Genomic DNA, 23,177 nt, shown 5'->3' on the forward strand with positions numbered 1-23,177 from the left:
GGCCAGCATGCTTTCCACCACTGCCTTTCTGGCACTGGCGGTGCAGTGCGCCGCCAGTATTCCCTCGTCCACATCGCTTGATGTCGCACGGGTCGAATCTGGTTTTCATCCTTACGCCATTGCTGAAATCCTGCCAGACAGCCGGGGCGTGATTTCACATTTCCCCACGAGCCTGCCGGAGGCGATCCGCCTCACCAGACAGCTGGCGACACAGGAGCGACGCTATTCGGTCGGCCTGATGCAAATCACCAGCACCAATTTCCGCCATTACGGCGTCACGGCCAGCGACCTGCTTAACCCTTGCATCAATCTGTCGGTATTTGAGCGCATTCTCGCCGACTGTTACCGGCGCGGTGGCACCCTGAAACGCGCACTCAGTTGTTACTACTCCGGCAACTTTGAAACCGGCCAGCGACCGGAATCCGCCTTTAACCAGACCAGCTACGTGCAGCGCATCGGCTATGCCGTGCCGTCCACGCGGGAAGACCGGCAGAGCGTCCCTGACCGGAACGAGCCGACGCCGGTTCATTATCCCGCCATTGTGCTGCGCGGCGAGCCTGCCGCTGCACCAGTTCTGACTGGTCTGCACTATCCCGACGCCGTCATTCGCGGCGCGGTTCCCGTTATCCCTGATGAGGAGAAATGATCATGCGTAAACGCCGTTACTCCGCTGTTGCTTCCGTCCTGCTGTCTGCCCCGGCGCTGGCGGCCGACAGTGGTTTTAACAAGGCCAGTGAGACACTGAGCAATACTTCGACCGGCCTGCTGGGACTGGCCGCCGTCACCATCACGCTGGCGACCATGTGGGTGGGCTACAAGGTGCTGTTCGACGGCAAAAGCCTGCACGACATGCGTAACGTCATCATCGGCGCGATCCTGATTGTCGGCGCATCCGGCTTCGGTGCCTACTGGGCGTCATAAGAGAGGCAACGATGGCTACGCTGAATAAAGCACTTACGCGGCCTGCCGCCATTATGGGTATTCCTCTGGTGCCGTTCGTTCTCGTCAGCGGGGCCATCGTCCTGCTGGCGGTCTATGTCAGCTATTACCTGGCGCTTCTGCTGATCCCGGCCTGGGCGGAAATGAAAAATAAAACCCGAAAGGACATTCATTATTTCAGTCTGCTCTGGCTGGCGTTTAAAACCCGTGGACGAATTTTCACCAATATCCATTTTGGCGCGAATGCCCTTCTGGCGAATCAGTACGATAATATTGATGTCTCGGAGTTTATTCAGAAAATGAAATTAAACGAGCGTATTACGCTGGATAAATATATTCCGTATTCCTCCCATATGCACCCTTACGTCATCAGAAACCGTCACCGTGATTTTGTTGCCACCTGGGAGCTGGGCGCTGAGAGATCCCCTCATAATTTCCCCAAAGCGTAACCATGTGTGAATAAATTTTGAGCTAGTAGGGTTGCAGCCACGAGTAAGTCTTCCCTTGTTATTGTGTAGCCAGAATGCCGCAAAACTTCCATGCCTAAGCGAACTGTTGAGAGTACGTTTCGATTTCTGACTGTGTTAGCCTGGAAGTGCTTGTCCCAACCTTGTTTCTGAGCATGAACGCCCGCAAGCCAACATGTTAGTTGAAGCATCAGGGCGATTAGCAGCATGATATCAAAACGCTCTGAGCTGCTCGTTCGGCTATGGCGTAGGCCTAGTCCGTAGGCAGGACTTTTCAAGTCTCGGAAGGTTTCTTCAATCTGCATTCGCTTCGAATAGATATTAACAAGTTGTTTGGGTGTTCGAATTTCAACAGGTAAGTTAGTTGCTAGAACCCATGGCTCCTTTGCCGACGCTGAGTAGATTTTAGGTGACGGGTGGTGACAATGAGTCCGTGTCGAGCGCTGATTTTTTCGGCCTTTAGAGCGAGATTTATACAATAGAATTTGGCATGAGATTGGATTGCTTTTAGTCAGCCTCTTATAGCCTAAAGTCTTTGAGTGACTAGATGACATATCATGTAAGTTGCTGATAGGTTTCCAGTTTTCCGCTCCTAGGTCTGCATATTGTACTTTTCCTCTTACTCGACTTAACCAGTACCAACCCAGCTTCTCAACGGATTTATACCATGGCACTTTAAAGCCAGCATCACTGACAATGAGCGGTGTGGTGTTACTCGGTAGAATGCTCGCAAGGTCGGCTAGAAATTGGTCATGAGCTTTCTTTGAACATTGCTCTGAAAGCGGGAACGCTTTCTCATAAAGAGTAACAGAACGACCGTGTAGTGCGACTGAAGCTCGCAATACCATAAGTCGTTTTTGCTCACGAATATCAGACCAGTCAACAAGTACAATGGGCATCGTATTGCCCGAACAGATAAAGCTAGCATGCCAACGGTATACAGCGAGTCGCTCTTTGTGGAGGTGACGATTACCTAACAATCGGTCGATTCGTTTGATGTTATGTTTTGTTCTCGCTTTGGTTGGCAGGTTACGGCCAAGTTCGGTAAGAGTGAGAGTTTTACAGTCAAGTAATGCGTGGCAAGCCAACGTTAAGCTGTTGAGTCGTTTTAAGTGTAATTCGGGGCAGAATTGGTAAAGAGAGTCGTGTAAAATATCGAGTTCGCACATCTTGTTGTCTGATTATTGATTTTTCGCGAAACCATTTGATCATATGACAAGATGTGTATCCACCTTAACTTAATGATTTTTACCAAAATCATTAGGGGATTCATCAGAGCTGGGCGGTACCGTCTTTGAATGTGAAGACGAACATCACCTGACCCTGATGGCTACGCACCTGAATAACGTTATTCGTTCGTATGAGGGTCTGCCGGTAACATTCTATATTCACCGGCTCCGTGAAAAATACCATGATGCTTTTGAAGCCTGTTCGGGTATTCCCTTTTCCGATGAGGTAACACGTCGGTATTACGAGTCGGTAAAAGAAAAACCGTTCTGGCGGCACCGGCTGTTTTTCACCGTCTGCTACGCGCCGTTCTCTCAGATTGAGAAGAAAACCATGAAAGCGCAGTCGCACGGTAAAGACCAGGCAGCACTGGATGACGCACTCAAAATCATGCTGGAATACCGTGAAGCACTGGAATCCTCATTATCCCGTTATACGGCAACGCCGCTGGGGATATATGAAGAAAACGGGCGGGTGTATTCCTCGCAACTGGCGTTCTTCCACCGCCTGATCACCGGACAGTGGCAGAAAGTGGCCGTAACGCGCTCGCCGTTTTATGAAACATTAAGCACGCCGGACGTGTTTTTCACCACCGACACCGGTGAATGCCAGACGGTCAGCGGTTCCCGCTTCTTCCGCAGCATGGAGATTAAGGATTATTCCCCGGAAACCCATACCGGTATGCTGGACGCACTGTTGTACGCCGAAAGCGAGTATGTTCTGACGCAGTCCTTTACCTGTATGGCACGGGATGAGGCGCAGAATCATATCCGGCTGGCGGAAAAACGGCTTAACTCCACGGACGACGACGCGACTTCCCAGCGCGAAGAGCTGATTGTCCTGCGCGACCTGCTCCAGTCCGGACATGTGTCGTGCGGTAAATTCCACTTTTCCCTGCTGATCTCCTCAGACAGTGCCGGACAGGTGGTGAAGGACACCAACGTTCTGGCCCAGCCCTTCGCCGATCTGGGTATTATGACGACGCTCTCCACCCTGTCACTGCCCGCCGCATATCTGGCACAGCTGCCGGGCGTCTATACGCTGCGTCCCCGACTGGTGGCCGTCAGCAGCCAGAATTTTGCCGATATGGCCTGCCTGCATAACTTCCATCCTCACAAACGCAGCGGTAATCCGTGGGGGGAAGCCATCGCCCTCCTTACATCTCCCGGCGGTGGCGGATATTACCTCAACCTGCATGACAGCCAGGCCGGGCGGGATGACACCGGAGAGAAAACGCCGGGGAATACGGCGATTATCGGGAAAACCGGCTCCGGTAAAACCCTGCTGATGACCGTCATGCAGCAACTGATGCAGAAGTACCGTAACCCGGCGACGTTTGCGCCTTCTGCCACCCTCAAACGGCTGACCACGGTGTATTTCGATAAGGACCGGGCGGCGGAGATGGCGATCCGCCAGGCGGGCGGGCGTTATTTCCGTATCCGTACCGGCGAGCCCACCGGCTTCAACCCGTTTGCGCTGGAGCCAACCCGCCGGAACATCAGTTTTATCAAACGGCTTGTACGGATGCTGTGCCGCCGCAACGGTAAGCCGCTCGATCCGCGCGATGAGGAGCGGATCAGTGCCGCCATTGACACCATCATGCTGGACTATCCGCCGGAGTACCGCCGGTTCGGGATCACCCGGCTACTGGAAGTGCTGCCGGAGCCGCCGACCACAGACGCCCGCACCAACGGGCTGCGTATTCGCCTGAAACAGTGGGCGCAGGGGGGCGAGTTCGGCTGGGTGTTTGATAACGAGGCCGATACATTCACCATCAGCGATGTCGATAACTTTGGTATCGACGGCACCGAATTTCTGGATGATGACGATATTCGCGGCCCCATCACCTTTTACCTGCTGTACCGTGTGACCAGTCTTCTGGACGGTCGCCGCCTGGTGATGTTTATGGATGAGTTCTGGCGCTGGCTGGCCGATGTCGAATTTTCCCGCTTCTCGCTCAATATGCTGAAAGTCATCCGCAAGCTGAACGGTATCTTCGTTCCGGCAACACAGTCACCGGATGAAATCGTCAAACACCCCATCGCCCCGGCGATTATTGAGCAGTGCGGTACCCAGATTTTCCTCGCTAATCCGAAAGCCAGCCATGCGGATTACGTAGAGAAAATGAAAGTGCCGGACAGCGTTTATGACACGGTCAGGAACCTGGATCCGGGCGAGCATTATATGGTCATCCTGAAAACCCCGTTGCGGGCCGGGGAAACCCGCCCGTTTGTGGCGATGGCGAAAATGGATCTGTCCGGGCTGGGTAAATTCACCCGGCTTCTCAGCGGCAGTGAGGACAACCTGAAAATATTCGATGCCATTTATCAGGACGGTATGCGACCTGATGAATGGAAAGATACGTTTCTTGACCGGGCAATCTGAAAGCCAACCGGAGGTAATATCAATGCGTTACCGGGATCACCTTCTGGCATTATTGTTATTTTTCTCAGCACAGGCGTTCAGCGCCGGAATACCGGTTTTCGACGCCGTGCAGAATACCGAATCCATTAACCAGTGGATGCAGAAACTACAGCAATGGGAAGATACGGTTACCCATTATAAAAGTGAACTTGATGCATATAAGAAACAACTGGCTACCGCAACCGGCGTACGGGATATTCAGGGTTTTCTCAGTGATGCCCGAAGCCTGAAAACCGATATTGATAATCTCCGTAAGAGCGGTATTTCACTGGATGATCTGCTGACCACGCAGAACAGTTCATATTCTTCTGAACTGCAAAACCTTTACAGTAAATACAAATCGTTCAGCGTATGCAGCCCGGAACAGGAAGGAATAAAATCTCAGTCTCTGGCCGACAGTTGCAAACAGATGATCCTCAATCAGGCAATGGCGATTGAGAATACCACTGACATTGAAAACAGGATCAACAGCACACTCAGCGATATATCAGACTTATCTGACCGTATATCGAATGCGCAGGACTCGAAAGAGTCTCAGGATCTGGCTAACGCCATCGCGGCGAAAAGCGTACAGTTAAATGCGCTGACGAATCAGTGGGAGATGTCTGTCAGACAGGCTGAACAGCGAACGACATTGCTGGAACAGCAAAGACAGAAAGCCTTTGAACAGCAGCAGCTGACGGCACCTGTTGCTGACCTTAATAATTTATAAGGAGGTTATCCGTGCTCAGATCCTTATTCACCTTATGCACACTCTCAGGCGTTATCGTGCTCTCCGGCTGCAAGGAAACCAAATCCGAAGCCTGGTATAAACAGCATCCTGACGAAACTTATGCGGTTTATACGCAATGCCTGAAGGATGGCGAGGCAAGCGATAACTGCGAATTTGCCCACCGGGCAGCACTTATGTTTGCACAGGAAGGCCAGCCCGGGGTTAAGGAGAAATTTGAGGCGATATTTCAGCAGGAAGCTGAAAAACGAAATGCTGTGACACAGTAATTTATCCTCCAGCAAAACAGGGAATTCTCCCTGTTTTTTATTTCCTTTCTTTATATATCAGGTGAGGCACCATGTCCGGTGGTATTTTTGTTGGTATGGACAAAAACATCATGGATGGACTGAATGCCGTACTGGAAGGCCAGTCTTCCACTTACGGCACAATGATCAGCGTCATCATTGTCAGCTCTTTTACCTTATTTATACTCTATCGCGGTTATCAGACGCTGGCTGGCAAACTCCGGACCCCGGTTGAAGATGTCGTCTGGGATGTGGGGCGAATGCTGCTTATCACCACCTTTGTGTTAAACCTTGATGGCTGGCTGGATATGGCGGTAGCGGCAATCCAGGGACTCAAAGACGGTATCAGCGGCGATGATAACATCTGGGCGCTGCTCGATACCGTCTGGGAAAAGGCACAGGCGCTGGGGCAAAAGTTATTTAATATGGACACCTCAACTTACGTCAAACTGAATGGCGGCCTTGCCGAGGTGCTGGTATGGGGCGGCGCGATTGTCCTGCTGATGGCCGCCACTTTTGCCAACCTGCTCGCCGAAATCACCATCCTGTTAATGACGACCACCGCGCCGCTCTTTATTTTCTGCCTGCTGTACGGTTTTCTTAAACCGATGTTTGATAACTGGCTGAAAACGATTTTCGCGGCAATACTGACGATCATGTTTTCCGCCTTATCCATCCGTATCGCCATTAATTACCTGAATAAAATACTGGATACCGCAGCAAAAACATCCGCAGAAACCAATATGGTGACGCTGGCGGCGCAGTGCCTGCTGGCCGGGACAGCGGCGGGTGTGGTGGTCTGGTTCTCCGCAAAACTCGCCAGCGCACTCAGCGGAGCCGCCGTACAAGCGGTACTGCAGGGCGCAGCCATGAGTGGCCTGGGCGGACTGGCGAACAAATCCGCCGATCTCGCCGGACCCGGTATAAAAGGCGGTGCCCGGATGGCCGCCAGAGGTGGCATGGCCGCCGCCACGGTGGCTGGCAGGCTCATCAGCGCAGGCGCGGGTAAAACCGTGAACGCCTGGCAGAAACGCGCCGCCGCCATCGAAAGCATGAAACGCCTGAACCGGCAGCGTCACCGTTAATCCTTCCGACCGTTAATTTCCTTTCCCCGTCACGCCGTGGCCTGCGCCACCGGTGCGGCATTCCTGCATCCCTGTAATAAGGAGTTTCCATGAAATTCAGAATCTTCCTTCTGATGCTGTGCGTGCTCACGGGCTGCGCACGGCATCAGGGCGACCTTCCGCCGGTATCCGGCGAACCCGAGCCGGTAAATTCCCCCGCAATCATTCAGGAGCTGACTCACCATGTCTGATATTCAGAACATTGTTAATGTTTCCCGCTCTTTTGAATCCATCCTGCTGGAAAAGGAGGAGCGTTCCCGAAAAACCGCCTGGCGGATGGCTGCTGCCGGGCTGATGCTGGCCGCAATGGCGATTGCGGCCATTATTATTCTGCTGCCGCTGAAAACCACCGACATTGAGTTATGGTCGGTGGATAAACAGACCGGGCGTTATGAATATATGACCCGCGTGAAGGAGCGGGATATTTCTTCTGAAAAGGCACTGGCGCACTCACTGGCAGCACACTATGTCAGACTCCGCGAGGGATACAATTATTTCTTCCTTCAGCGTGATTATGACGACGTACAGTTATTTAACAGCGACAGCGTGAACCGGGACTATCTGGACTGGTTTAACGGCGACCAGGCACCGGACGTAATTTTTAACAAGGCGGAATATGTCGTTTATATCGATATTATTTCCAATGTGCATGCGCCCGCCACCGGGCCGGATAATCTGGCGACCCTGAGAATTAAACGCACGATCCGCCGCATTGCCGATAATTCCGTGAAAACGGATGTCTGGAATATCCGTCTCACTTACCGCTATGTGCCACACCAGCAACTGACCGACAGCCAGCGTGAAGTGAATCCGCTGGGCTTCATCGTCACCAGCTACCAGCGCGATAAAGAGCTGAGGGGGGAATGATGCTGAAACACATTCTGCTCCTCACGGGGTTACTGGCGTCATGCGTGGCATGGAGCGCGGCGACACCACGCGGCAGCACGTATGACAGCCGGATGCAGAACGTCACGTACAACAGCCAGAATGCCACGGTCGTCCGTACCCGCCCCGGCTACGTCACCATGCTGGTGTTTGACGATGGTGAAACCGTTATCGATGCGCAGGCGGGTTTTCCCAGAGGCTGGACCGTGACGAAAAGCGACAACCGGGTGGGCGTCAGCCCGAACCCGATTACCCAGCCGGTCACGGACGCCAGCGGCAACAACATCAGTCAGGTGTTTCTGCCGACAGAGAAAGACTGGAAAACCAACCTGTTCGTGGTGACTTCGAAGCGCGATTACAGCCTGGAACTGAACGTGCTGGACCGCGACTCACCCGCTCAGGCCTTTGTTATCCGCTACCACTATCCTGATGAGCAGCGGAATAAATCCGCTGCCGCCAGCGCCACCCGCCAGCAACGACAGCAGGAAGCACTGGACCGGCAGCGGATAGCGGCAGCATTCCGGCAACCGGCCTCGCTGCGGAACTGGCGTTACAGCAAACGAGTGGCCGCCGGTTCCGCCGCCATCGCCCCGGACTTTACCTGGGATGACGGTCGTTTTGCGTATATCGGTTTTTCCCCCACGAAAACCCTGCCTTCCGTTTTCCGGGTGGTTAATGGTCAGGAGCAGGCGGTCACGCCGCAGACAGTTCAACAGGGCAACTACACCGTGATGGTGGTTCCGGCATCGCCGCAACTGGTACTGCGTTACGGCACCTCGGTGGTGGGCGTGGAAAACGCCGGATCCGGGCGTATCCCGGTAACCCGCAGTGACACCGTTTCACCGTCCGTTACGCTGGAGGCAAAATGACTGACAGACCTTTCCCGGACGAACCGGAAAAAACCACCGCAGAGCGGGAAGCGGAAGCCCGTGAACGCGCCCGTTCGGCAATGGCGACGCAGACGCCGGAGCAAAAAACACCGCCCGGCCAGCCGGAAGTGACCCGTTTCCGTAAGGCGTCCGGTCACCGCACGCTGATCGTCAGCCTGCTGAGTCTGGCGCTGGTGATCGCCCTCGCATCCGGCGGCGATCGTCTTCTCAGCGCCCTGAAAAGGGGCGATGAGAAGGAAGCCGACACCGCACCGCCGCCCTCCACCGGGGCGACGCAGCATGAGCGTAAAAATCTGGGCATGGACAGTAACCCGTTTGGCCTGTTCGGACAGCGCAAACAGCAAGGCACAGACCCGGCCAGTCAGACCGTCACCAGCGCACCCTCCCTTCCAGCAGAGCCGCCCGCCCTGAACAAAGCGGCAGCACTGGCAGACGGGCTGAACAGCGGCAGTACAACGGCTGGCGGCAATGCCCGCGCGTCCCGTAGCGAACCGCGCAACCGCGCGGGAATGTCGGAGAGCCCGCCAGTCTCCACGGCGTACACGTCCTGTCGGTCGGTACTGGTCAGAGGGGCGGATGGCCGCCTGCGCTGCCCGGATCCCGCCGCACCGGAAACCGCGCAGGATACGGTTGACAGCGACAATCCGGGCGTCGCCCGTGTCACCGGCGTCAGACGGCTGGGCCTCGATCCTGATCTCTATATCCCGGTGGATCGTTATATTCCCTGTTCGATGATGCGGCGCTTTGTGTCCGATGTCGGCGGCCATATCTCCTGCCTGATTGGGGAGGATGTATGGAGCGCCAGCAACCATGTGAAGCTGATCCCGGCGGGAACGGTCGCCCGTGGCGTCTACCGCACCGGGGCACTGCAACACGGGCGCAGCCGGATGTTTGTGCTGTGGACGGAGCTGCGCACGCCGGAGCCCGGCAGCCTGCAAATTCCGCTCACCGATACGCAGGCCACCGGCCCGCTCGGCGAGGCGGGGATTGCGGGCTGGATCGACAGCCATTTCTGGGAGCGTTTCGGCAACGCCCTGATGCTGAGTACCGTGCAGGACGTGGCGGCAGCGGCGTCAGAGGCCGCACCGGGGAAAGACCGCAATACCGACTACACCGAAAACACCCGCGCCGCCACGGCGGAAATGGCGAAAACGACGCTGGAAAACAGCATCAGTATCCCGCCCACGATGTACCTGAACCAGGGTGATGTGATCGGCATCATGACCGGCACGGATATTGATTTTTCCTCTGTTTATCAACTGCGACTGAAAAAGAAATGGTATGAACACTGAAAACCTGTCACTGGAGTTTATGAAAAACCGGTTGTTTGGTGATTTCCTCGCGCAGGAGGGCCTGACGGAAATTGCCATTAACCGGCCGGGTGAACTGCATACGAAAATCCGGGGGAAATGGCAAAAACATGACTCCCCGGTCACGCTGCGTCAGTGCCATGCCTTTGCCAGAGCACTGGCTTCCTGGCATGAGGATAATATTGACGACACGTCGCCCATCCTTTCTGCAACATCAGGAGCCGGCGAGCGTATTCAGGTGATTATTCCCCCGGCCAGCGAACGTCATACGGTGTCCGTTACGCTGCGCAAACCATCGTTTGAGCAGAAAACGCATCAGTCATGGATTGATGCGGGATTTTACCAGCGGGTGAGCGGTCAGGAGAAAACGGAAAGTCATGATGAGGCACTGATACGGTTATACCACAGCGGGGACATTCCCCGCTTTATGGAAAAGGCGGTAGAATACGGAAAAACGATTTTTATTGTGGGGGAAACCGGCTCCGGCAAAACCACCTATATGAAAACGCTGCTGCATTATATTCCGCTGCATCTCCGGTTAATAACGATTGAGGATAACCCCGAAATCCGCTTTTATCACCACGGCAATTATGTTCATCTTTTTTACCCTGCGGATGCCGGGGATAACGCCATTGTCACACCTGGCAGACTGATACGCGCCAGCTACCGGATGAACCCTGACCGGATATTACTGGCGGAAATTCGCGGACGGGAAGCATGGGATGCGCTGAAAATTGTCGGTTCCGGGCATGAGGGTTTAATCACCTCCCTGCATGCGGGCAGCCCGGCGGAATGTATTGACGGGATTATTGACCGCTGCTATGAAAACCCCGACTGCCGGAATATTCCTTATGATGTGCTGTTACGTAAGGTGCTTAAAAGCATTGATGTCATCGTCAGTATTGATATACACGGCGATGTTCGCCGGATGCATAATGTTTACTTTAAACCAATTCATTTAAATAGCATGAAAGAGGTATTCAGAAAATAACTCTGGCAAACAACATAACCAAAGATATGTAACCTTTCATTAATCATAACGGTGGCTGAAATGAAGAAAGTCATACTGTCTGTATTATTGTTCTGCGTTATGGCGTCATGTTCAACAACTGTAATGGCTGCTGATACCTGCGAAGTGGTGTTATGTATGTACGGTAAAGCAACCGGAAATGGCGGCGGCAGTGAATGCCATTCGGCTGAACGGGCATTCTTTAATATCGTAAAGAAGAACAGGCATGGTTTTCTGCCTGACCATACGGCTGATGCCAGAAAATCGTTTTTACTTGAATGTGATTCGGCAGCCCCTGCGGCTATCAGTCAGATCATCAGTAAATATGGCCGCGTTCGTGGTTAACACTGGCGAGACGGGCACAGAGCATGACGGTTTTCAGGTTTTTACGGCTTCTGTTTTTCGCGGATTAAGGAGCGAAGAAACAGGGGCCGTAAAAATGAGGCAGCGGACAGAATTATTTTCGCGGGTTAAGGAGCGAAAATAATTCAGGCACCGCGCCTCACCTGCAAACAGCCGCGCCCACGCGGATTTTGCAGGCCGGGGGGAGCCGGATAAATTTCGCCGCCCCGGCGAGCGAAAAGCTGTCGCCCACGACAGCGGTTTATCCGGGGGGCACAGCCCCGCACACCGTCGCCGCTAAGTCTCCGGCCCAAAGCCGGTAGCGTGGCGCGACCACCCTCTTTAAAGGTCAGCTTCCCTTTTATTCCCGCTGCGAGGAACGAGCAAAGGGAAGAAAAAGGCGAAAGCGACCGTCTTAAAGGGGGTGGTCGCGCGTAGCGGGCGACGGTGTGCCGCCGTTGACTCTGGGGGGTTTTGACGCGGCGTTCAGCCACGACATTACCCCCATGCGACAGGCAATAAGGGCGTCCAGCCCGCATATACTGGCGCACGCCGTTTCGTGCAGGGAAACATGCTTTCCTGCATATGGCCGCGCAGCGGCCACCTTCTTTGCCCCATACGCTCGCCCCGCCTTTTCGCCCGACACCGTGGGGCGAATTGATGGGGCGATGAGTTGGGGCGAGTCGCTGACGAAGGAGGCACCATGATGTTAAATAAACTTGCCGCTTCACTGTCGCCGATAGTGAACGGGATGCTGGCACTGCTCGCTTTTATGCAACAGCAACAACTGATGCTGGCGTTATTCGCGGGGCTGACGATGCCGTTTTTTGCATCAATGCAAAGCGATGAACGGCAGAAAGCTCCATTATGGAAAAGGCTGATTATCGCTTTTTCTCTGGTGTGTTTTCTCTCAGGCACAATGGCTCCGATAGTTATCGGATCCTTCCAGTGGCTGTATAAGACCAGACTCACCAGTGATAATACGGTACTGGCCTGGTCAGTACGGATTGCTTTCACTGTAACCGGTATTATTTTTCATATTCTGCTGCGCAGGGTATTAACACCTGAATTAGACAAAATAAAGAAACGTCTTGTTAAAAAGACCACCCTTGAACGGGAATTGCGCACTGATGTCCGCACCGTAAAATCCCTGCTGCCGGAAACTCTGCATTATAACCCGCTGGATTATATCGACCTGAATAAAGGCATTTTTACTGGCATGGGTAATGAAAATGACCCCATGTATCTCCTGTTAAAAGACTGGCAGAGACAACACGCGGATATTATCGGCACCACCGGAGCCGGTAAAGGGGTTGCCGCTGGCATATTGCTTTATCAAAGCATTCTGGCCGGTGAAGGTGTGTTTGTTATGGACCCAAAGAATGATGAATGGGCACCCCACCTTTACCGCAAAGCCTGCGAGGATGCAGGCAAGCCTTTTGCTTTGATTGACCTGCGGAAACAGCAATACCAGTTAAACCTGATTGAAGATATCACGCCAGATGAACTGGAAGAATTGTTTGTTGCCGGTTTCAGCCTGGCGGAAAAAGGACAGGAATCGGACTTCTATCGTATTGATGACCGAAAAGCCGCACGTATGGCCGCGCAATTTGTCAATGATAACCCATCGGCAACTCTCCGTGATGTTTATAACGGTGACTACGTTCAGGGCATTGCCGAAAAAATCAAAGCATTTTTCGGTAAGATTGAAGAGCTGGCATTATTAAATGCCATTAATTCACCGACAGGCTTTTCACTTAAACAAATGTTTGATGAAGGCGGCTGTTGTTATGTTATCGGCTCCATGCGAAACAGCAAAATTATTACAGCCCAGCGCATGTTACTGGTTCGCCTGTACCAGTTAGCAGAAGGGCGCGACCGTGTAACAGACGTACCCCGCCCCATTGCTATTTATCTTTCCGAACTTAAATATCATTTATCCAGGCCAGCACTGGAGGGATTAGGCGCGGCACGGGATAAAGGCGTGCATATTATCATGGACCACCAGTCCATTGCCGATTTAAAAGACTGCCCGGCAGATTTGAAAGGTGACGCCGTTGTCGGTGCGGTCGTTGAAAATGCCAAATTCAAACTGGTTTACCGGGTTATGGACCCGGATACAGCTGACTGGGTAGCGAGAATGTCAGGCACGATTCTGGTGGATGATGAACTCCGTAAAGCGAAAACGGATAATATGCTGACGGAAACCATCGACAGTGAGCGCACAATCCGCCAGGCCGAACGTTTCTTTATTGACAGCAATATGATCCTGAACCTGCCCGATTTTGTCAGCTTTATCTTTACGACAAAAACGCTACCTTCTGCTTCACTGATCTCGCCGATAAAGGTCAGAAAGCGTCAGCTAAAAATCTTTTCAGTTTCCCCTGATATTGCCGCAGCGGCAGCCCCGGTGAAAATCGTGCTGGATTTTGGCGAGGATGATAAACCCGCCATGCCGGATGTGATGACAACGCACCCGGCTCTTTTCTTCGACGAAAGCGAAGTAAAACCGGTAAAGCCGAAACCTGATGATGAAGAACACCTGCCCCCGCTTGATTTTTAAGGAGCGCTTATGCTGATTTCATCCTTTCACGAGCGCCAGACGCGTAACAACGAAAAAATAAAACAACTGCTGAACTTCCTGAAAGAAGAAACCTACAGTGATTTTAAAACGCTGATGCTGTTATTTGGTTTCCGGGATCATAAGTCGCTTTATTCGCTACTGGCAAAAACAGAGCGAATGGGGTTAATACAGAAGCATGTGCTTGAATCACGAACAATGAAGATTTCATTATGGGGGATCACCAGTGACGGGCTGGCGGTGGTGTTAACCCCGGATGATAAAATCTTTCCTGCGCGGTTCGAACCATCAAAAATGACCGGCTGGACGCTGGAGCACCATCTTGATAATCAGGCCGCCAGACTTATTCTGGAGAAGAAAGGCGCTTCGGGATGGATTAACGGCGACCGGGCCACCTTTATCAGCCAGTATCAGGTGAAACATCGCCCGGACGGGTTATTAACCCTGCCTGACGGAAACGTTATTGCCATTGAAACCGAGCGCCGCCTGAAAACCCGATCCCGTTACCAGTTTATTATCGCCAGCCACCTGCTGGCCCGTACACGCAAGCACTGGATTTATGTTTTTTATGTCATGCCTGACCCACAGAAAAAACGGGCACTTGAACTACTGTTTGACAGCATCAAACATGTCATCATCAACCATCAGCACATCCCGCTGGAAGAACGTCACCGCCGGGTGTTTCGCATTTATACCCTTGATGAACTGAAACGCCTGTCACTAGGCAGCTATACGTAAGCTTTTACTCAGGCCATCGAGATGGCCTCACCGGCCTGGCGGCGATACCGCCAGGTCGAAATAATTTTTATTCCACTGCGAGGCGCAGACTGTTCGGTACTCGCTGTGCTGCGTTCCGCCTCAGTCTGCGCCTTGCAGCGTTACCGGTTAAAAACCATGTAACCGCATTCCCTTGAGGTTGCCTGATCCCGGTCTCAGAGTTTATCCATCAGGTAACGATGTGCTTTAGAGGCTGCGCTGGCCGCTTTGAAAATATAACGCTTGTCGTTTTTCAACGCTTTCAGCCAGGAAGCAATGTAGCTTTCATGTTGTACCTCTCCCTCAATGCCAAGATCAGCCATCAGAAAGGCACTTCCCAGCTCCGCGACAAGTTCTTCCTCTGCATAATCCGCACTGCCAAACTTCCCTTTCATTTCACGGCTCAAACGTTTTTTGCCCCCACTCCAGTGGACAAGCTCATGCAGACCGGTAGCATAGAAGTTAGCCGCATCAGCGAATAGATGGCGCTCCGGTAACCAGACTTCATCAGTTGATGGGCTGAAAAAGGCGTTTTGTCCTTTCTCAATGATGTTTGCGCCGCTCTTCCTGAACAGGTTTTCAGCCTCGGGCAACGAGTCAAAGGTTGCTTCCGGGCTGACCGTTTCAGTTGTCAGGGGCAGGCCGTCGATTTGCTGAACGTTGAACACGGTGAAAGTTTTCAGCATCGGGATTTGTTCAACTTCTCCCTCGTCGTTTTCCTTCTCCAGCGTGGTGTAGAAAATAGCTGTTGTGCCATGCTCACCCTTGCGAACCTGTCCACCTGCTACCTGTGCCTGTTTGTAGGTCATCCAGAGTGAATCGCTGAAACCCTGCTTAGATGCGCTGCACCACAGCAACATGATGTTCATGCCACTATAAGCCGCACCAGTAGCGTAATTGGAAGGCAAACCAGACATGCCATCTACACGCTGCCACGGGCAGGACCACGGTTTTACTCCGGCTTCCAGCGCTGCAATGATGTTGTCAGTAACAGTCTGGTAAATGTCGGTTCTGGTTTTAGAAAATTTCGTTTTTGAGGAGCCTGACGGGTCCAGCGGGGATACGCTGGTCGCCGCTGCGGTGTTAGGGGCGCTTGTCCGGGTGGTATGCAGGGAAATCGTCATCGTTTTTTCTCCGTCAGTGTGTGATTTTCGTCTTCGTATCGCCTGACGGTTCGCTTTCCCGACATCGTTCTGTCCTGCAAGGGCGCAGCATGCGTGCCATTTACCCTTGCGGGACGGGTTGTGTTGGGAAACGATTAACAGGAAGCCGATAGAGGAACGAAAAGCGCACAGGAAAAAAACTGCCCCTGCATAGCCGGGCGTAGCGCCCCTTACTTCGCAGTGGCGAAAAGTAGATTGGTGGTGTTGAGTCTGGGGCCTGCACTGACAGGGACTTCATGTAGGTGTTAGCATGCTTTCCTGCCGGCCGAGACGATCCTGCTAACCGGGGGCGGTTTGTTCTTGAATAGTCTCGTTCCGGCATCAATTACTGCCTGCTCCGGGCTGTCTCTGTATTGAACGCTGAGTACAGTCAGTAATCCACCACCACTCTAATCCGGCGGGACAGATTTCTTAAGCAACCCACAACGTTGTAACTGGGGCACCCGGGAGTAGCGAGAGGCCACAGCTTGCTACGCAGCGGTGACTATGGTTTTGGAGCATCGTCAGTTGTGCTTCTGGTACATATAAGAGACAGTCTTACTCGCTAGCGACTCGCGCCACCTCCACTTAAGTAATAAGTCTAAAGTTTCGTAATTATCTTATTGCCAGATTGACCAAATCCATAACATGAGTAACATTTGTAAATGTTCATACAAACGCAGTGCCTATGCAACTGAGGGCGGTAGCGTGGGTCGAGCTCTCACTTGCTAAGTGGGAAGCCAATTGGCTATCACGTTCGAGCCTGTTCTTAGAGGCAAGAGATTGAAACGTGCTATCCGGTTAGTCCATATCATAGCTGGACCAAATTCTGGATTAGGCCCAATAAACTATATCAACTAGAAAGATGTTTTATATAGCATGAGGTTTTGTTTATGCACGTCATTTACGGAGAAACTATTAACGATGTAATAATGAAACTCCTAGAAAAAGTGCTTAATGAAGGAGTTCGTATTTCGACAAGGAATGGGGATGCTATAACTATTTATGATGTTAGTATGATCTTACGAAACCCTAGATCAAGGCATTTAAGTTTAGCGGGTCGAAAAAATAATATATTTTCCACATTTGCTGAAGCTATATGGGTTTTTGCTGGCGACAACAGAATTAAACCATATCTAAATTTTTTTTTACCAAGAGCGCCTAAATACTCAGATGATGGTGTCATTTGGCGAGCAGCTTATGGGGAAAGACTATACGCTCACGGGCAACTTGAAAATGTCGTGCAACAATTCAAAAAAGAAGGAATATTTACAAGAAGAGCAGTCATTAGCTTATACATGCCTGACAGAGATACGAATGAAAGCCTCATAAAAGTATACAACATAGAACATAGTGTCGATATTCCTTGTAATAACTTAATTCATTTCTTTATCACTCCTGACAAAAATTTAAACATTAAAATAGTTCAAAGAAGCGGCGATCTAATATTTGGAGTGAGCAATATAAATCTTTTCGAGTTTAGTTTACTTCAAGAGATAGTACTTTCAATATTAAAGAGGGAAGTTGATAGCGAGATTAAACTGGGATACTTACATCAGTCAGTAACAAATCTTCATATATATGATGATAGAGTAGGACAAGCCAATGAAATATACGAAAGAAAAGAAGAACAAATGACAGATTTGATAAACGATGATGAAATATCATTCCCTCCATCGTTACAAAATATAAAATCATTATTCTGTGATATAGTTTCATTCCTTGAAAGAATAATAACAGAAAATGAACATAAAATAGACACAATAGATATGGAAACCGAAAATCTAAAAAAAATATTTATTAAACACTTTGTAGAAACTGAAAGGAATTTACTTTGGGGATATGCAGAAGCAGCTCTATCATATATTTTCCAGGAAAGATTCAACCAACCAATAGTGTTAAAAACTAAGTTAAGCAATGATTTCAATCTAAGCGTAACTTCTAATTATTTTAATAATTCTAATAAGGACCGTCTATGAAAATTGCATTCATGGGCATATCGGGTAGTGGAAAAGACTTTCTTGCCAATTATCTGATATCCAACTATGGATTTATTAGATTATCATTTAGCGATCAACTCAAAAAATTGGCCAATTATATTTATCCTTGGATGGAAAAGGATTACCCCCCTGAAAATAAAATGTTACCACTCAATATAACCTTACCTACCGGCGACTTTATCAGCCATTCACCAAGAGATATATGGCTGAGCTTAGACAGCCTAAGGAAAATTGAAGAAAAAATATTTATTAGAATGCTATCAGAAGAGTTGAAAATTTTAGAAAAAAATGGAGGGATGAATAAAAATATAATAATTACTGACATAAGATCAAATGAAGAATTCGCATGGTGTAAGAACAATCAGTTCACTATAGTACATATAGAACGGGAAAATAACAATTATAAAAAATACGAAATCGACAAGTATGTCACTGAGAATAAAACAAAATCAGAATATCATTTTGACAACAATGTGAACGGAATTGATAGTTTTAAACATTTCTTCGAAAAGGTATTATTAAGTGAACAGTAAAAACGATCAACTTTTTTGTAATGTCAGAGAAATGAAAATTAAAACCGCTAAACCTATCTTGAATGAAGCTGTTATCAGGGAATGGTTTTATCATCAACGAGAGAGGACATCCATATATTACAAGAAAGAGATACTTAACCTTCCGCCATATTGGACAGACGACAAAATATTGAGAAACTATAAATTTGTAAATACTAAAAGAACATGGGACAAAGAAACCAAATGGTTATTGAAAAATATAACAAACAACAATAAATTAACTTATGAAAATAAAATACTCAATTCATTTTTGTTTAGAGTAATAAATAAAAGCGATACATTAAATGAACTTGATGCGCCCTTTGATTTCACAAAAATGACTATTCGCGACATCAATGAAAAGATCAGAGAAAAGACAATAAATATATCATTAAAAAAACCAGGCTACGTATTTTTTAGTGCAGCCTATATTTTAGGAGGTCCGAAGTTTAACTTCGGAAAATACTTAAAAAATATAGAAGGAATACCGGAAAATGATATGGTAATTAGAATGATAAAATTTGTTTATTATAACCAAGATAAAATCGTTAATGGTGTAAAATCATCAGGAAATCAGTTCGAAGTTTTTGAACATTTAAAATCATTCTCAGGGATTGGAGATTTTCTAGCATATCAAATTTTCATAGATCTGACATACATACCCAACTTTCCGTTTACAGAATTGAACTTTGTTATTTCAGGTCCTGGTTGTGAAAGAGGAATTAATTGGATTTTTTCTAATAGAGATGGAATGAATAGCGAAGAGTGTTTATTCTGGTTCACTATAAACCAAAATAATATCGCTGAAAAGTATAGTGAAAATTGGAACATGGAAGAAATATTCCATTTCCTGCCTAAAGAAGAAAGAGTTTACACTTTAATGGACATGGAAAATAGTGGTGCATGCGAGATAGATAAAAGATGCCGAACTAAATTTAACAATAAAAGGCCTAAACAAAAATATCATTATCAAAGCAATAATATAGAATTATTTTATAATTAGCAAATTACAAAGGATTTAAAAATGGTTAAAGAAATTAAGAAAAATGTTTTTGTTAGCCATCATCATAAAGACGACGCGAGTGTTGATGGAGTTTCTCGTTTAGCTGCAGCAAAAGGTTATCATTTACGCAATAGTTCTATTAGAATGAAACCTGAAAACAAGCGACGAGTTGAGGAAAAAAAACTTAGTGACCGAACGATTGCACGTTTACTTAGAATGAAAATGAGGTGGGCTAGTCAAGTTATAGTTGTTATCGGGAAAGAGACACATACTAGACCTTGGGTAAACTGGGAAATTCAAGTAGCTCATCAACTTGGAAAACCAATCATAGGTGTATATGAAAATGGGTTAAAAGGCGATGTAAAACTACCAGAGAATCTCGAAAAGTATGCAACCTCTATAGTGGCCTGGAGAAGTGATGCCATTATCAACGCACTAGAAGGTAAAACTTCCTTTGAAAAACCTGATGGTACGGATCGTGATAAAGTTCAAGGTGGAAATGTCGTATGCTAATTGATCCCAACTCACACCTTTATGTTTATGCAATAACGAGAGACTTTGGTTTTGCACCTAATCCATTTCATGGAAGTTGTACCTTGGCAACATGCAAACCTGGAATTAGAAAGTCGGCTAAAGTGGGTGATTGGATACTCGGAGTTGGTGGAGCCAATTTAAAATCAGCTAAAAAAAAATGTATCCTATTAATGAAAGTTTCAGAAAAAATTAGTTTCAATGGTTATTGGGAGGATACTAGGTTCTCTCTCAAAAAGCCTGCTAGAAATGGTAGTCATGTACAAATTCTGGGCGATAATATCTACCATCAAAATGAAAACAATGAATGGATACAAGAAGATTCTCATCATAGCAATGCTGATGGTTCATTTAACATGACAAATCTTGAACGAGATACTAGCTCCAATAACGTGTTGATTTCAGATCATTTTTATTATTTCGGTAATAAAGCGATTGAAGTAGACTTAGACTCAATTGAATATCACAGAATTAGAAACTATAAAAAAATCCCTTTAAATTCGACTATACCAGCCATTGATCTTATAAAAAAAATAGAATTTGATTTTCGTAGTGATAAAAACTCAGTTATATCTGACCCATGTAATTTTTCTGATTTCTATAAACGTGTAGATCAGGGAACTGGAGAACTTTACTAATAAATACATATATTATTTTCTGCATATTGTTTAGAGCAGGTGTGAAATGATTCTGGTAGACTGTCGTAATTTTCCCTTATCTCTCGAACTTGCTAATTTGAAGGAATATCAGGTCTAGAATGAGCAAAACGTTACAATTTTTCCGCGTGTTTCCTAAAGTATCTATTGTCCAATGCGTAGTTATCCGTTTTGTTAAAGAGAAAAATCGTCTTACCCAAGACTTCGATTGAACTAATTTTATAAATTGTTCTTGTTACTTAGAATACAACAAAATCAAATGTTTTTTCGAATACGTAAGTTTTAAAAAAAATAAAATTTTAATTTTTAAAAATGGAGATTTTTATGAAACTTGAAAAACTAATCTTAAAGAACTTTCGTGGCTATCATGGAGAACATAGCATTGACATTAACTCACTAACTGCATTAGTTGGTCGTAATGATGTTGGTAAAACAACTATCTTAGACGCACTTGGTGTCTTCTTTGAACATAAACTATGTAAATATGATGCTACCGATAAATGTGTCGATAGCGTGGAAAATGAAGACGTGTCAATTGGATGTATCTTTTCAGGAGCTGATATACCTATAGTTTTGGATGCCACATCTATAACTAACCTTAAAGAAGAATATTTATTAAATAGTAATGGAAAGCTAGAAATATATAGAGTATTTGCAAAAGGTAAGGGATCTGGCAGCGTTCAAGCTAAATGTATGGCTCCCTCAGCAAAAGGCGCGAAATCTTTACTTGCTAAAAAAAATGATGAACTTAAAGGAATTGCCGAATCTATTGGTGTTGATGGAGCTGATAAAAGGTCCAATGTTAGTTTAAGACAAGAAATTTACAGGAAAATTGGAGATTTAAAGCTTAAAGAAATCTTCGTTAAATTAAATGCTGAGGAGGGCAAGGTTATTTGTGAAAAAATATATGACAAACTCCCTCACTTTGCATTATTCCGCGCAGACAGGCCGAGTACCGATGAAGAATCAGAAGTACAGGATCCTATGAAGTCAGCGGTTCAAACAGCATTGCAGAAGATTGACATTCAACTTGAATCCATTAAAGAAAGCGTAAAAGAACATGCAGTTGAAGTGGCTGAAAACACAATTAAACATTTACATGATATATCTCCTAATCTTGCTGCCGGGTTAATCCCAAAGTTTAAAGTGGAACCTAAGTGGGAAAATATTTTCAAGCTAACATTGGAAGATGATAGAGGAATAGCTATCAATAAACGTGGTAGTGGTGTTAGACGTTTAGTCCTGATTAGTTTTTTTAAAGCGGAAGCAGAAAGATTGCAAAAAGAATTCCCAGATAAAGGAGTTATTTATGCAATTGAAGAACCTGAAACATCTCAACACCCATCTAATCAAAGACTTCTTATTGATGCATTTCAAGAATTAGCAAATGCTGATAAATGCCAAGTATTGATTACCACCCACGTCCCTGCACTTGTGGAAAAGATACCTACAGAATCTCTACGCCATATAACCCGAACACTCGATGATGGTTTAGAGGTTAAAAATGGTAATGATGATGTGCTAAAGAACATAGCGAATGATCTTGGCGTATACCCTGATAGTAGGGCATCTGTTCTTGTATGCGTTGAAGGCCCTAATGATATAAACTTTTTAAAGAATATCGGTAAAATTTATCTCGACCAAGGTGTTCCAAATGTTCCTGATATGATAAATGATCCGCGTATAGTTTTCATTCCAATGGGGGGACATACTCTTAAAGATTGGGTTAATAATAATTACTTAAAAATTCTAAATAAACCTGAGATTCACATCTATGATAGAGATGTTGCCATCCCTCCTCAGTATGAAAAAGAATGTAAGTCAGTAAATGCTAGAAATGATGGTTCCATAGCATTCATGACTGAAAAAAGGGAAATGGAAAATTATTTACATCCTGATGCTATTCAGGCGGTGTTTGGTGTAAAAATAACCATAGATGATACGACAGATGTATCAACAGAGGTATCTGCTTTAACACGTTATAATGAAAGTAAAGCGAAGAAGAAGATAAATAAATTTGCTACAGCAAAAATGAGTTATCAAATGCTCACTGCAAGTGATGCAAAAGGCGAGACATTAACTTGGTTTAATGCTATATATACGAAATTATAACATTTTGGAGCCGCAAGCACGGCTCTTTCTTCATATTATATATGATTGCTCTGTATATCGTCATCGTCTCACAACGTTTTCCTTGCACTTCGGCTCTGCTGCTACTTATACAAATTAAAAGGCTACTATGTGTACGGGCTTTTGCACAGACCGACATATCAGATTAGGTTTAGCTCAGTACCGCAAGAGTGCCAAAGCAAGTCTAAGCTAA

21 protein-coding genes and 2 pseudogenes are annotated in these 23,177 nt (G+C 47.6%); 21 read left to right on the plus strand and 2 right to left on the minus strand.

Annotation, left to right across the window (positions count from 1 at the left end):
* Positions 1-7 precede the first annotated feature (7 nt).
* The 3 genes and pseudogenes from GPJ68_RS14825 to GPJ68_RS14835 form a co-directional block, all read left to right on the plus strand.
* Complete coding sequence (locus GPJ68_RS14825; RefSeq protein WP_061553919.1) at positions 8-646, plus strand: lytic transglycosylase domain-containing protein; 639 nt, start codon at positions 8-10, stop codon at positions 644-646.
* Entirely contained in the window at positions 643-921 is a 279-nt protein-coding gene (locus tag GPJ68_RS14830; RefSeq protein ID WP_049156896.1) for a TrbC/VirB2 family protein, read from the plus strand. The genes GPJ68_RS14825 and GPJ68_RS14830 overlap by 4 nt, the downstream gene beginning before the upstream one ends.
* An 11-nt stretch (positions 922-932) precedes the next feature.
* Positions 933-1,349, plus strand: a pseudogene (locus GPJ68_RS14835) (type IV secretion system protein VirB3); the annotation flags it as partial.
* Positions 1,350-1,366: 17 nt separating this feature from the next.
* Here GPJ68_RS14835 and GPJ68_RS14840 read toward each other — a convergent pair.
* Entirely contained in the window at positions 1,367-2,575 is a 1,209-nt protein-coding gene (locus tag GPJ68_RS14840) for an IS4-like element ISVsa5 family transposase (RefSeq protein ID WP_001339197.1), read from the minus strand.
* Between the two features lie 106 nt (positions 2,576-2,681).
* Here GPJ68_RS14840 and GPJ68_RS14845 point away from each other — a divergent pair.
* From GPJ68_RS14845 to mobC, 12 genes and pseudogenes are all read left to right on the plus strand, one after another.
* Positions 2,682-5,018 (plus strand): annotated as a pseudogene (locus tag GPJ68_RS14845) (ATPase); the annotation flags it as partial.
* A gap of 22 nt (positions 5,019-5,040) precedes the next feature.
* A complete protein-coding gene (locus GPJ68_RS14850; RefSeq protein ID WP_115223393.1) occupies positions 5,041-5,769 on the plus strand; it encodes a type IV secretion system protein in 729 nt (242 codons plus the stop codon).
* Positions 5,770-5,780: 11 nt separating this feature from the next.
* Positions 5,781-6,056: an EexN family lipoprotein gene (locus GPJ68_RS14855; protein WP_061553916.1), complete on the plus strand. Its 276-nt coding sequence runs from the start codon at positions 5,781-5,783 to the stop codon at positions 6,054-6,056.
* Between the two features lie 71 nt (positions 6,057-6,127).
* Complete coding sequence (locus tag GPJ68_RS14860; protein WP_115223394.1) at positions 6,128-7,159, plus strand: type IV secretion system protein; 1,032 nt, start codon at positions 6,128-6,130, stop codon at positions 7,157-7,159.
* 89 nt (positions 7,160-7,248) lie between these two features.
* Positions 7,249-7,389: a hypothetical protein gene (locus GPJ68_RS14865; protein ID WP_164913536.1), complete on the plus strand. Its 141-nt coding sequence runs from the start codon at positions 7,249-7,251 to the stop codon at positions 7,387-7,389.
* Positions 7,382-8,065, plus strand: a complete 684-nt coding sequence (locus GPJ68_RS14870; RefSeq protein WP_061553913.1) for a virB8 family protein — start codon at positions 7,382-7,384, stop codon at positions 8,063-8,065. The genes GPJ68_RS14865 and GPJ68_RS14870 overlap by 8 nt, the downstream gene beginning before the upstream one ends.
* Positions 8,065-8,952 carry a P-type conjugative transfer protein VirB9 gene (gene virB9 / locus GPJ68_RS14875; protein WP_112216923.1) on the plus strand — a complete coding sequence of 296 codons (888 nt, stop codon included), beginning with the start codon at positions 8,065-8,067 and terminating at the stop codon, positions 8,950-8,952. Before GPJ68_RS14870 ends, virB9 begins: the two co-directional genes overlap by 1 nt.
* On the plus strand, positions 8,949-10,265 hold the full coding sequence (locus GPJ68_RS14880; protein WP_180836785.1) for a TrbI/VirB10 family protein: 1,317 nt from the start codon (positions 8,949-8,951) through the stop codon (positions 10,263-10,265). The genes virB9 and GPJ68_RS14880 overlap by 4 nt, the downstream gene beginning before the upstream one ends.
* Positions 10,255-11,274: a P-type DNA transfer ATPase VirB11 gene (virB11, locus tag GPJ68_RS14885; protein WP_112216925.1), complete on the plus strand. Its 1,020-nt coding sequence runs from the start codon at positions 10,255-10,257 to the stop codon at positions 11,272-11,274. Before GPJ68_RS14880 ends, virB11 begins: the two co-directional genes overlap by 11 nt.
* A 60-nt stretch (positions 11,275-11,334) precedes the next feature.
* Complete coding sequence (locus tag GPJ68_RS14890) at positions 11,335-11,637, plus strand: TrbM/KikA/MpfK family conjugal transfer protein (protein ID WP_080895592.1); 303 nt, start codon at positions 11,335-11,337, stop codon at positions 11,635-11,637.
* 700 nt (positions 11,638-12,337) lie between these two features.
* Positions 12,338-14,197 (plus strand): type IV secretory system conjugative DNA transfer family protein, encoded by a 1,860-nt coding sequence (locus GPJ68_RS14895; RefSeq protein WP_115223395.1) that lies wholly within the window; start codon positions 12,338-12,340, stop codon positions 14,195-14,197.
* A gap of 9 nt (positions 14,198-14,206) precedes the next feature.
* Positions 14,207-14,953 (plus strand): MobC family replication-relaxation protein, encoded by a 747-nt coding sequence (gene mobC, locus GPJ68_RS14900; protein ID WP_048284481.1) that lies wholly within the window; start codon positions 14,207-14,209, stop codon positions 14,951-14,953.
* 194 nt (positions 14,954-15,147) lie between these two features.
* Here mobC and GPJ68_RS14905 read toward each other — a convergent pair whose 3' ends face one another.
* Positions 15,148-16,095 (minus strand): ArdC family protein, encoded by a 948-nt coding sequence (locus GPJ68_RS14905; protein WP_115223396.1) that lies wholly within the window; start codon positions 16,093-16,095, stop codon positions 15,148-15,150.
* Positions 16,096-17,006: 911 nt separating this feature from the next.
* Between GPJ68_RS14905 and GPJ68_RS14910 the strand changes: the two genes are divergently transcribed.
* The 6 genes from GPJ68_RS14910 to GPJ68_RS14935 all read left to right on the plus strand — a co-directional run bounded on the left by GPJ68_RS14910 (position 17,007) and on the right by GPJ68_RS14935 (position 22,966).
* Entirely contained in the window at positions 17,007-18,092 is a 1,086-nt protein-coding gene (locus GPJ68_RS14910; RefSeq protein WP_115223397.1) for a thymidylate synthase, read from the plus strand.
* On the plus strand, positions 18,089-18,646 hold the full coding sequence (locus tag GPJ68_RS14915) for an adenylate kinase (RefSeq protein WP_048284479.1): 558 nt from the start codon (positions 18,089-18,091) through the stop codon (positions 18,644-18,646). Before GPJ68_RS14910 ends, GPJ68_RS14915 begins: the two co-directional genes overlap by 4 nt.
* Positions 18,636-19,667 (plus strand): nucleotide kinase domain-containing protein, encoded by a 1,032-nt coding sequence (locus GPJ68_RS14920; RefSeq protein ID WP_115223398.1) that lies wholly within the window; start codon positions 18,636-18,638, stop codon positions 19,665-19,667. The genes GPJ68_RS14915 and GPJ68_RS14920 overlap by 11 nt, the downstream gene beginning before the upstream one ends.
* A 21-nt stretch (positions 19,668-19,688) precedes the next feature.
* A complete protein-coding gene (locus tag GPJ68_RS14925; RefSeq protein ID WP_115223399.1) occupies positions 19,689-20,180 on the plus strand; it encodes a TIR domain-containing protein in 492 nt (163 codons plus the stop codon).
* Entirely contained in the window at positions 20,174-20,836 is a 663-nt protein-coding gene (locus GPJ68_RS14930) for a hypothetical protein (protein ID WP_023143489.1), read from the plus strand. The genes GPJ68_RS14925 and GPJ68_RS14930 overlap by 7 nt, the downstream gene beginning before the upstream one ends.
* Positions 20,837-21,178: 342 nt before the next feature.
* Positions 21,179-22,966, plus strand: a complete 1,788-nt coding sequence (locus tag GPJ68_RS14935) for an ATP-binding protein (RefSeq protein WP_115223400.1) — start codon at positions 21,179-21,181, stop codon at positions 22,964-22,966.
* The last annotated feature ends 211 nt before the right edge of the window (positions 22,967-23,177 follow it).

This window comes from Citrobacter sp. 172116965 (assembly GCF_013458095.1).
Taxonomy (GTDB): domain Bacteria; phylum Pseudomonadota; class Gammaproteobacteria; order Enterobacterales; family Enterobacteriaceae; genus Citrobacter; species Citrobacter braakii.

Bases quoted from the DNA above. Each gene is read 5' to 3' on its own strand.
- GPJ68_RS14870 (WP_061553913.1), top strand. From the start codon at position 7,382: ATGTCTGATATTCAGAACATTGTTAATGTTTCCCGCTCTTTTGAATCC.
- GPJ68_RS14880 (WP_180836785.1), top strand. From the start codon at position 8,949: ATGACTGACAGACCTTTCCCGGACGAACCGGAAAAAACCACCGCAGAG.
- mobC (WP_048284481.1), top strand. From the start codon at position 14,207: ATGCTGATTTCATCCTTTCACGAGCGCCAGACGCGTAACAACGAAAAA.
- virB11 (WP_112216925.1), top strand. From the start codon at position 10,255: ATGAACACTGAAAACCTGTCACTGGAGTTTATGAAAAACCGGTTGTTT.
- GPJ68_RS14915 (WP_048284479.1), top strand. From the start codon at position 18,089: ATGAAAATTGCATTCATGGGCATATCGGGTAGTGGAAAAGACTTTCTT.
- GPJ68_RS14925 (WP_115223399.1), top strand. From the start codon at position 19,689: ATGGTTAAAGAAATTAAGAAAAATGTTTTTGTTAGCCATCATCATAAA.
- GPJ68_RS14865 (WP_164913536.1), top strand. From the start codon at position 7,249: ATGAAATTCAGAATCTTCCTTCTGATGCTGTGCGTGCTCACGGGCTGC.
- GPJ68_RS14905 (WP_115223396.1), bottom strand. From the start codon at position 16,095: ATGACGATTTCCCTGCATACCACCCGGACAAGCGCCCCTAACACCGCA.
- GPJ68_RS14860 (WP_115223394.1), top strand. From the start codon at position 6,128: ATGTCCGGTGGTATTTTTGTTGGTATGGACAAAAACATCATGGATGGA.
- GPJ68_RS14935 (WP_115223400.1), top strand. From the start codon at position 21,179: ATGAAACTTGAAAAACTAATCTTAAAGAACTTTCGTGGCTATCATGGA.
- GPJ68_RS14830 (WP_049156896.1), top strand. From the start codon at position 643: ATGATCATGCGTAAACGCCGTTACTCCGCTGTTGCTTCCGTCCTGCTG.
- GPJ68_RS14825 (WP_061553919.1), top strand. From the start codon at position 8: ATGCTTTCCACCACTGCCTTTCTGGCACTGGCGGTGCAGTGCGCCGCC.
- virB9 (WP_112216923.1), top strand. From the start codon at position 8,065: ATGCTGAAACACATTCTGCTCCTCACGGGGTTACTGGCGTCATGCGTG.
- GPJ68_RS14890 (WP_080895592.1), top strand. From the start codon at position 11,335: ATGAAGAAAGTCATACTGTCTGTATTATTGTTCTGCGTTATGGCGTCA.
- GPJ68_RS14910 (WP_115223397.1), top strand. From the start codon at position 17,007: ATGCACGTCATTTACGGAGAAACTATTAACGATGTAATAATGAAACTC.
- GPJ68_RS14840 (WP_001339197.1), bottom strand. From the start codon at position 2,575: ATGTGCGAACTCGATATTTTACACGACTCTCTTTACCAATTCTGCCCC.
- GPJ68_RS14850 (WP_115223393.1), top strand. From the start codon at position 5,041: ATGCGTTACCGGGATCACCTTCTGGCATTATTGTTATTTTTCTCAGCA.
- GPJ68_RS14895 (WP_115223395.1), top strand. From the start codon at position 12,338: ATGATGTTAAATAAACTTGCCGCTTCACTGTCGCCGATAGTGAACGGG.
- GPJ68_RS14930 (WP_023143489.1), top strand. From the start codon at position 20,174: ATGCTAATTGATCCCAACTCACACCTTTATGTTTATGCAATAACGAGA.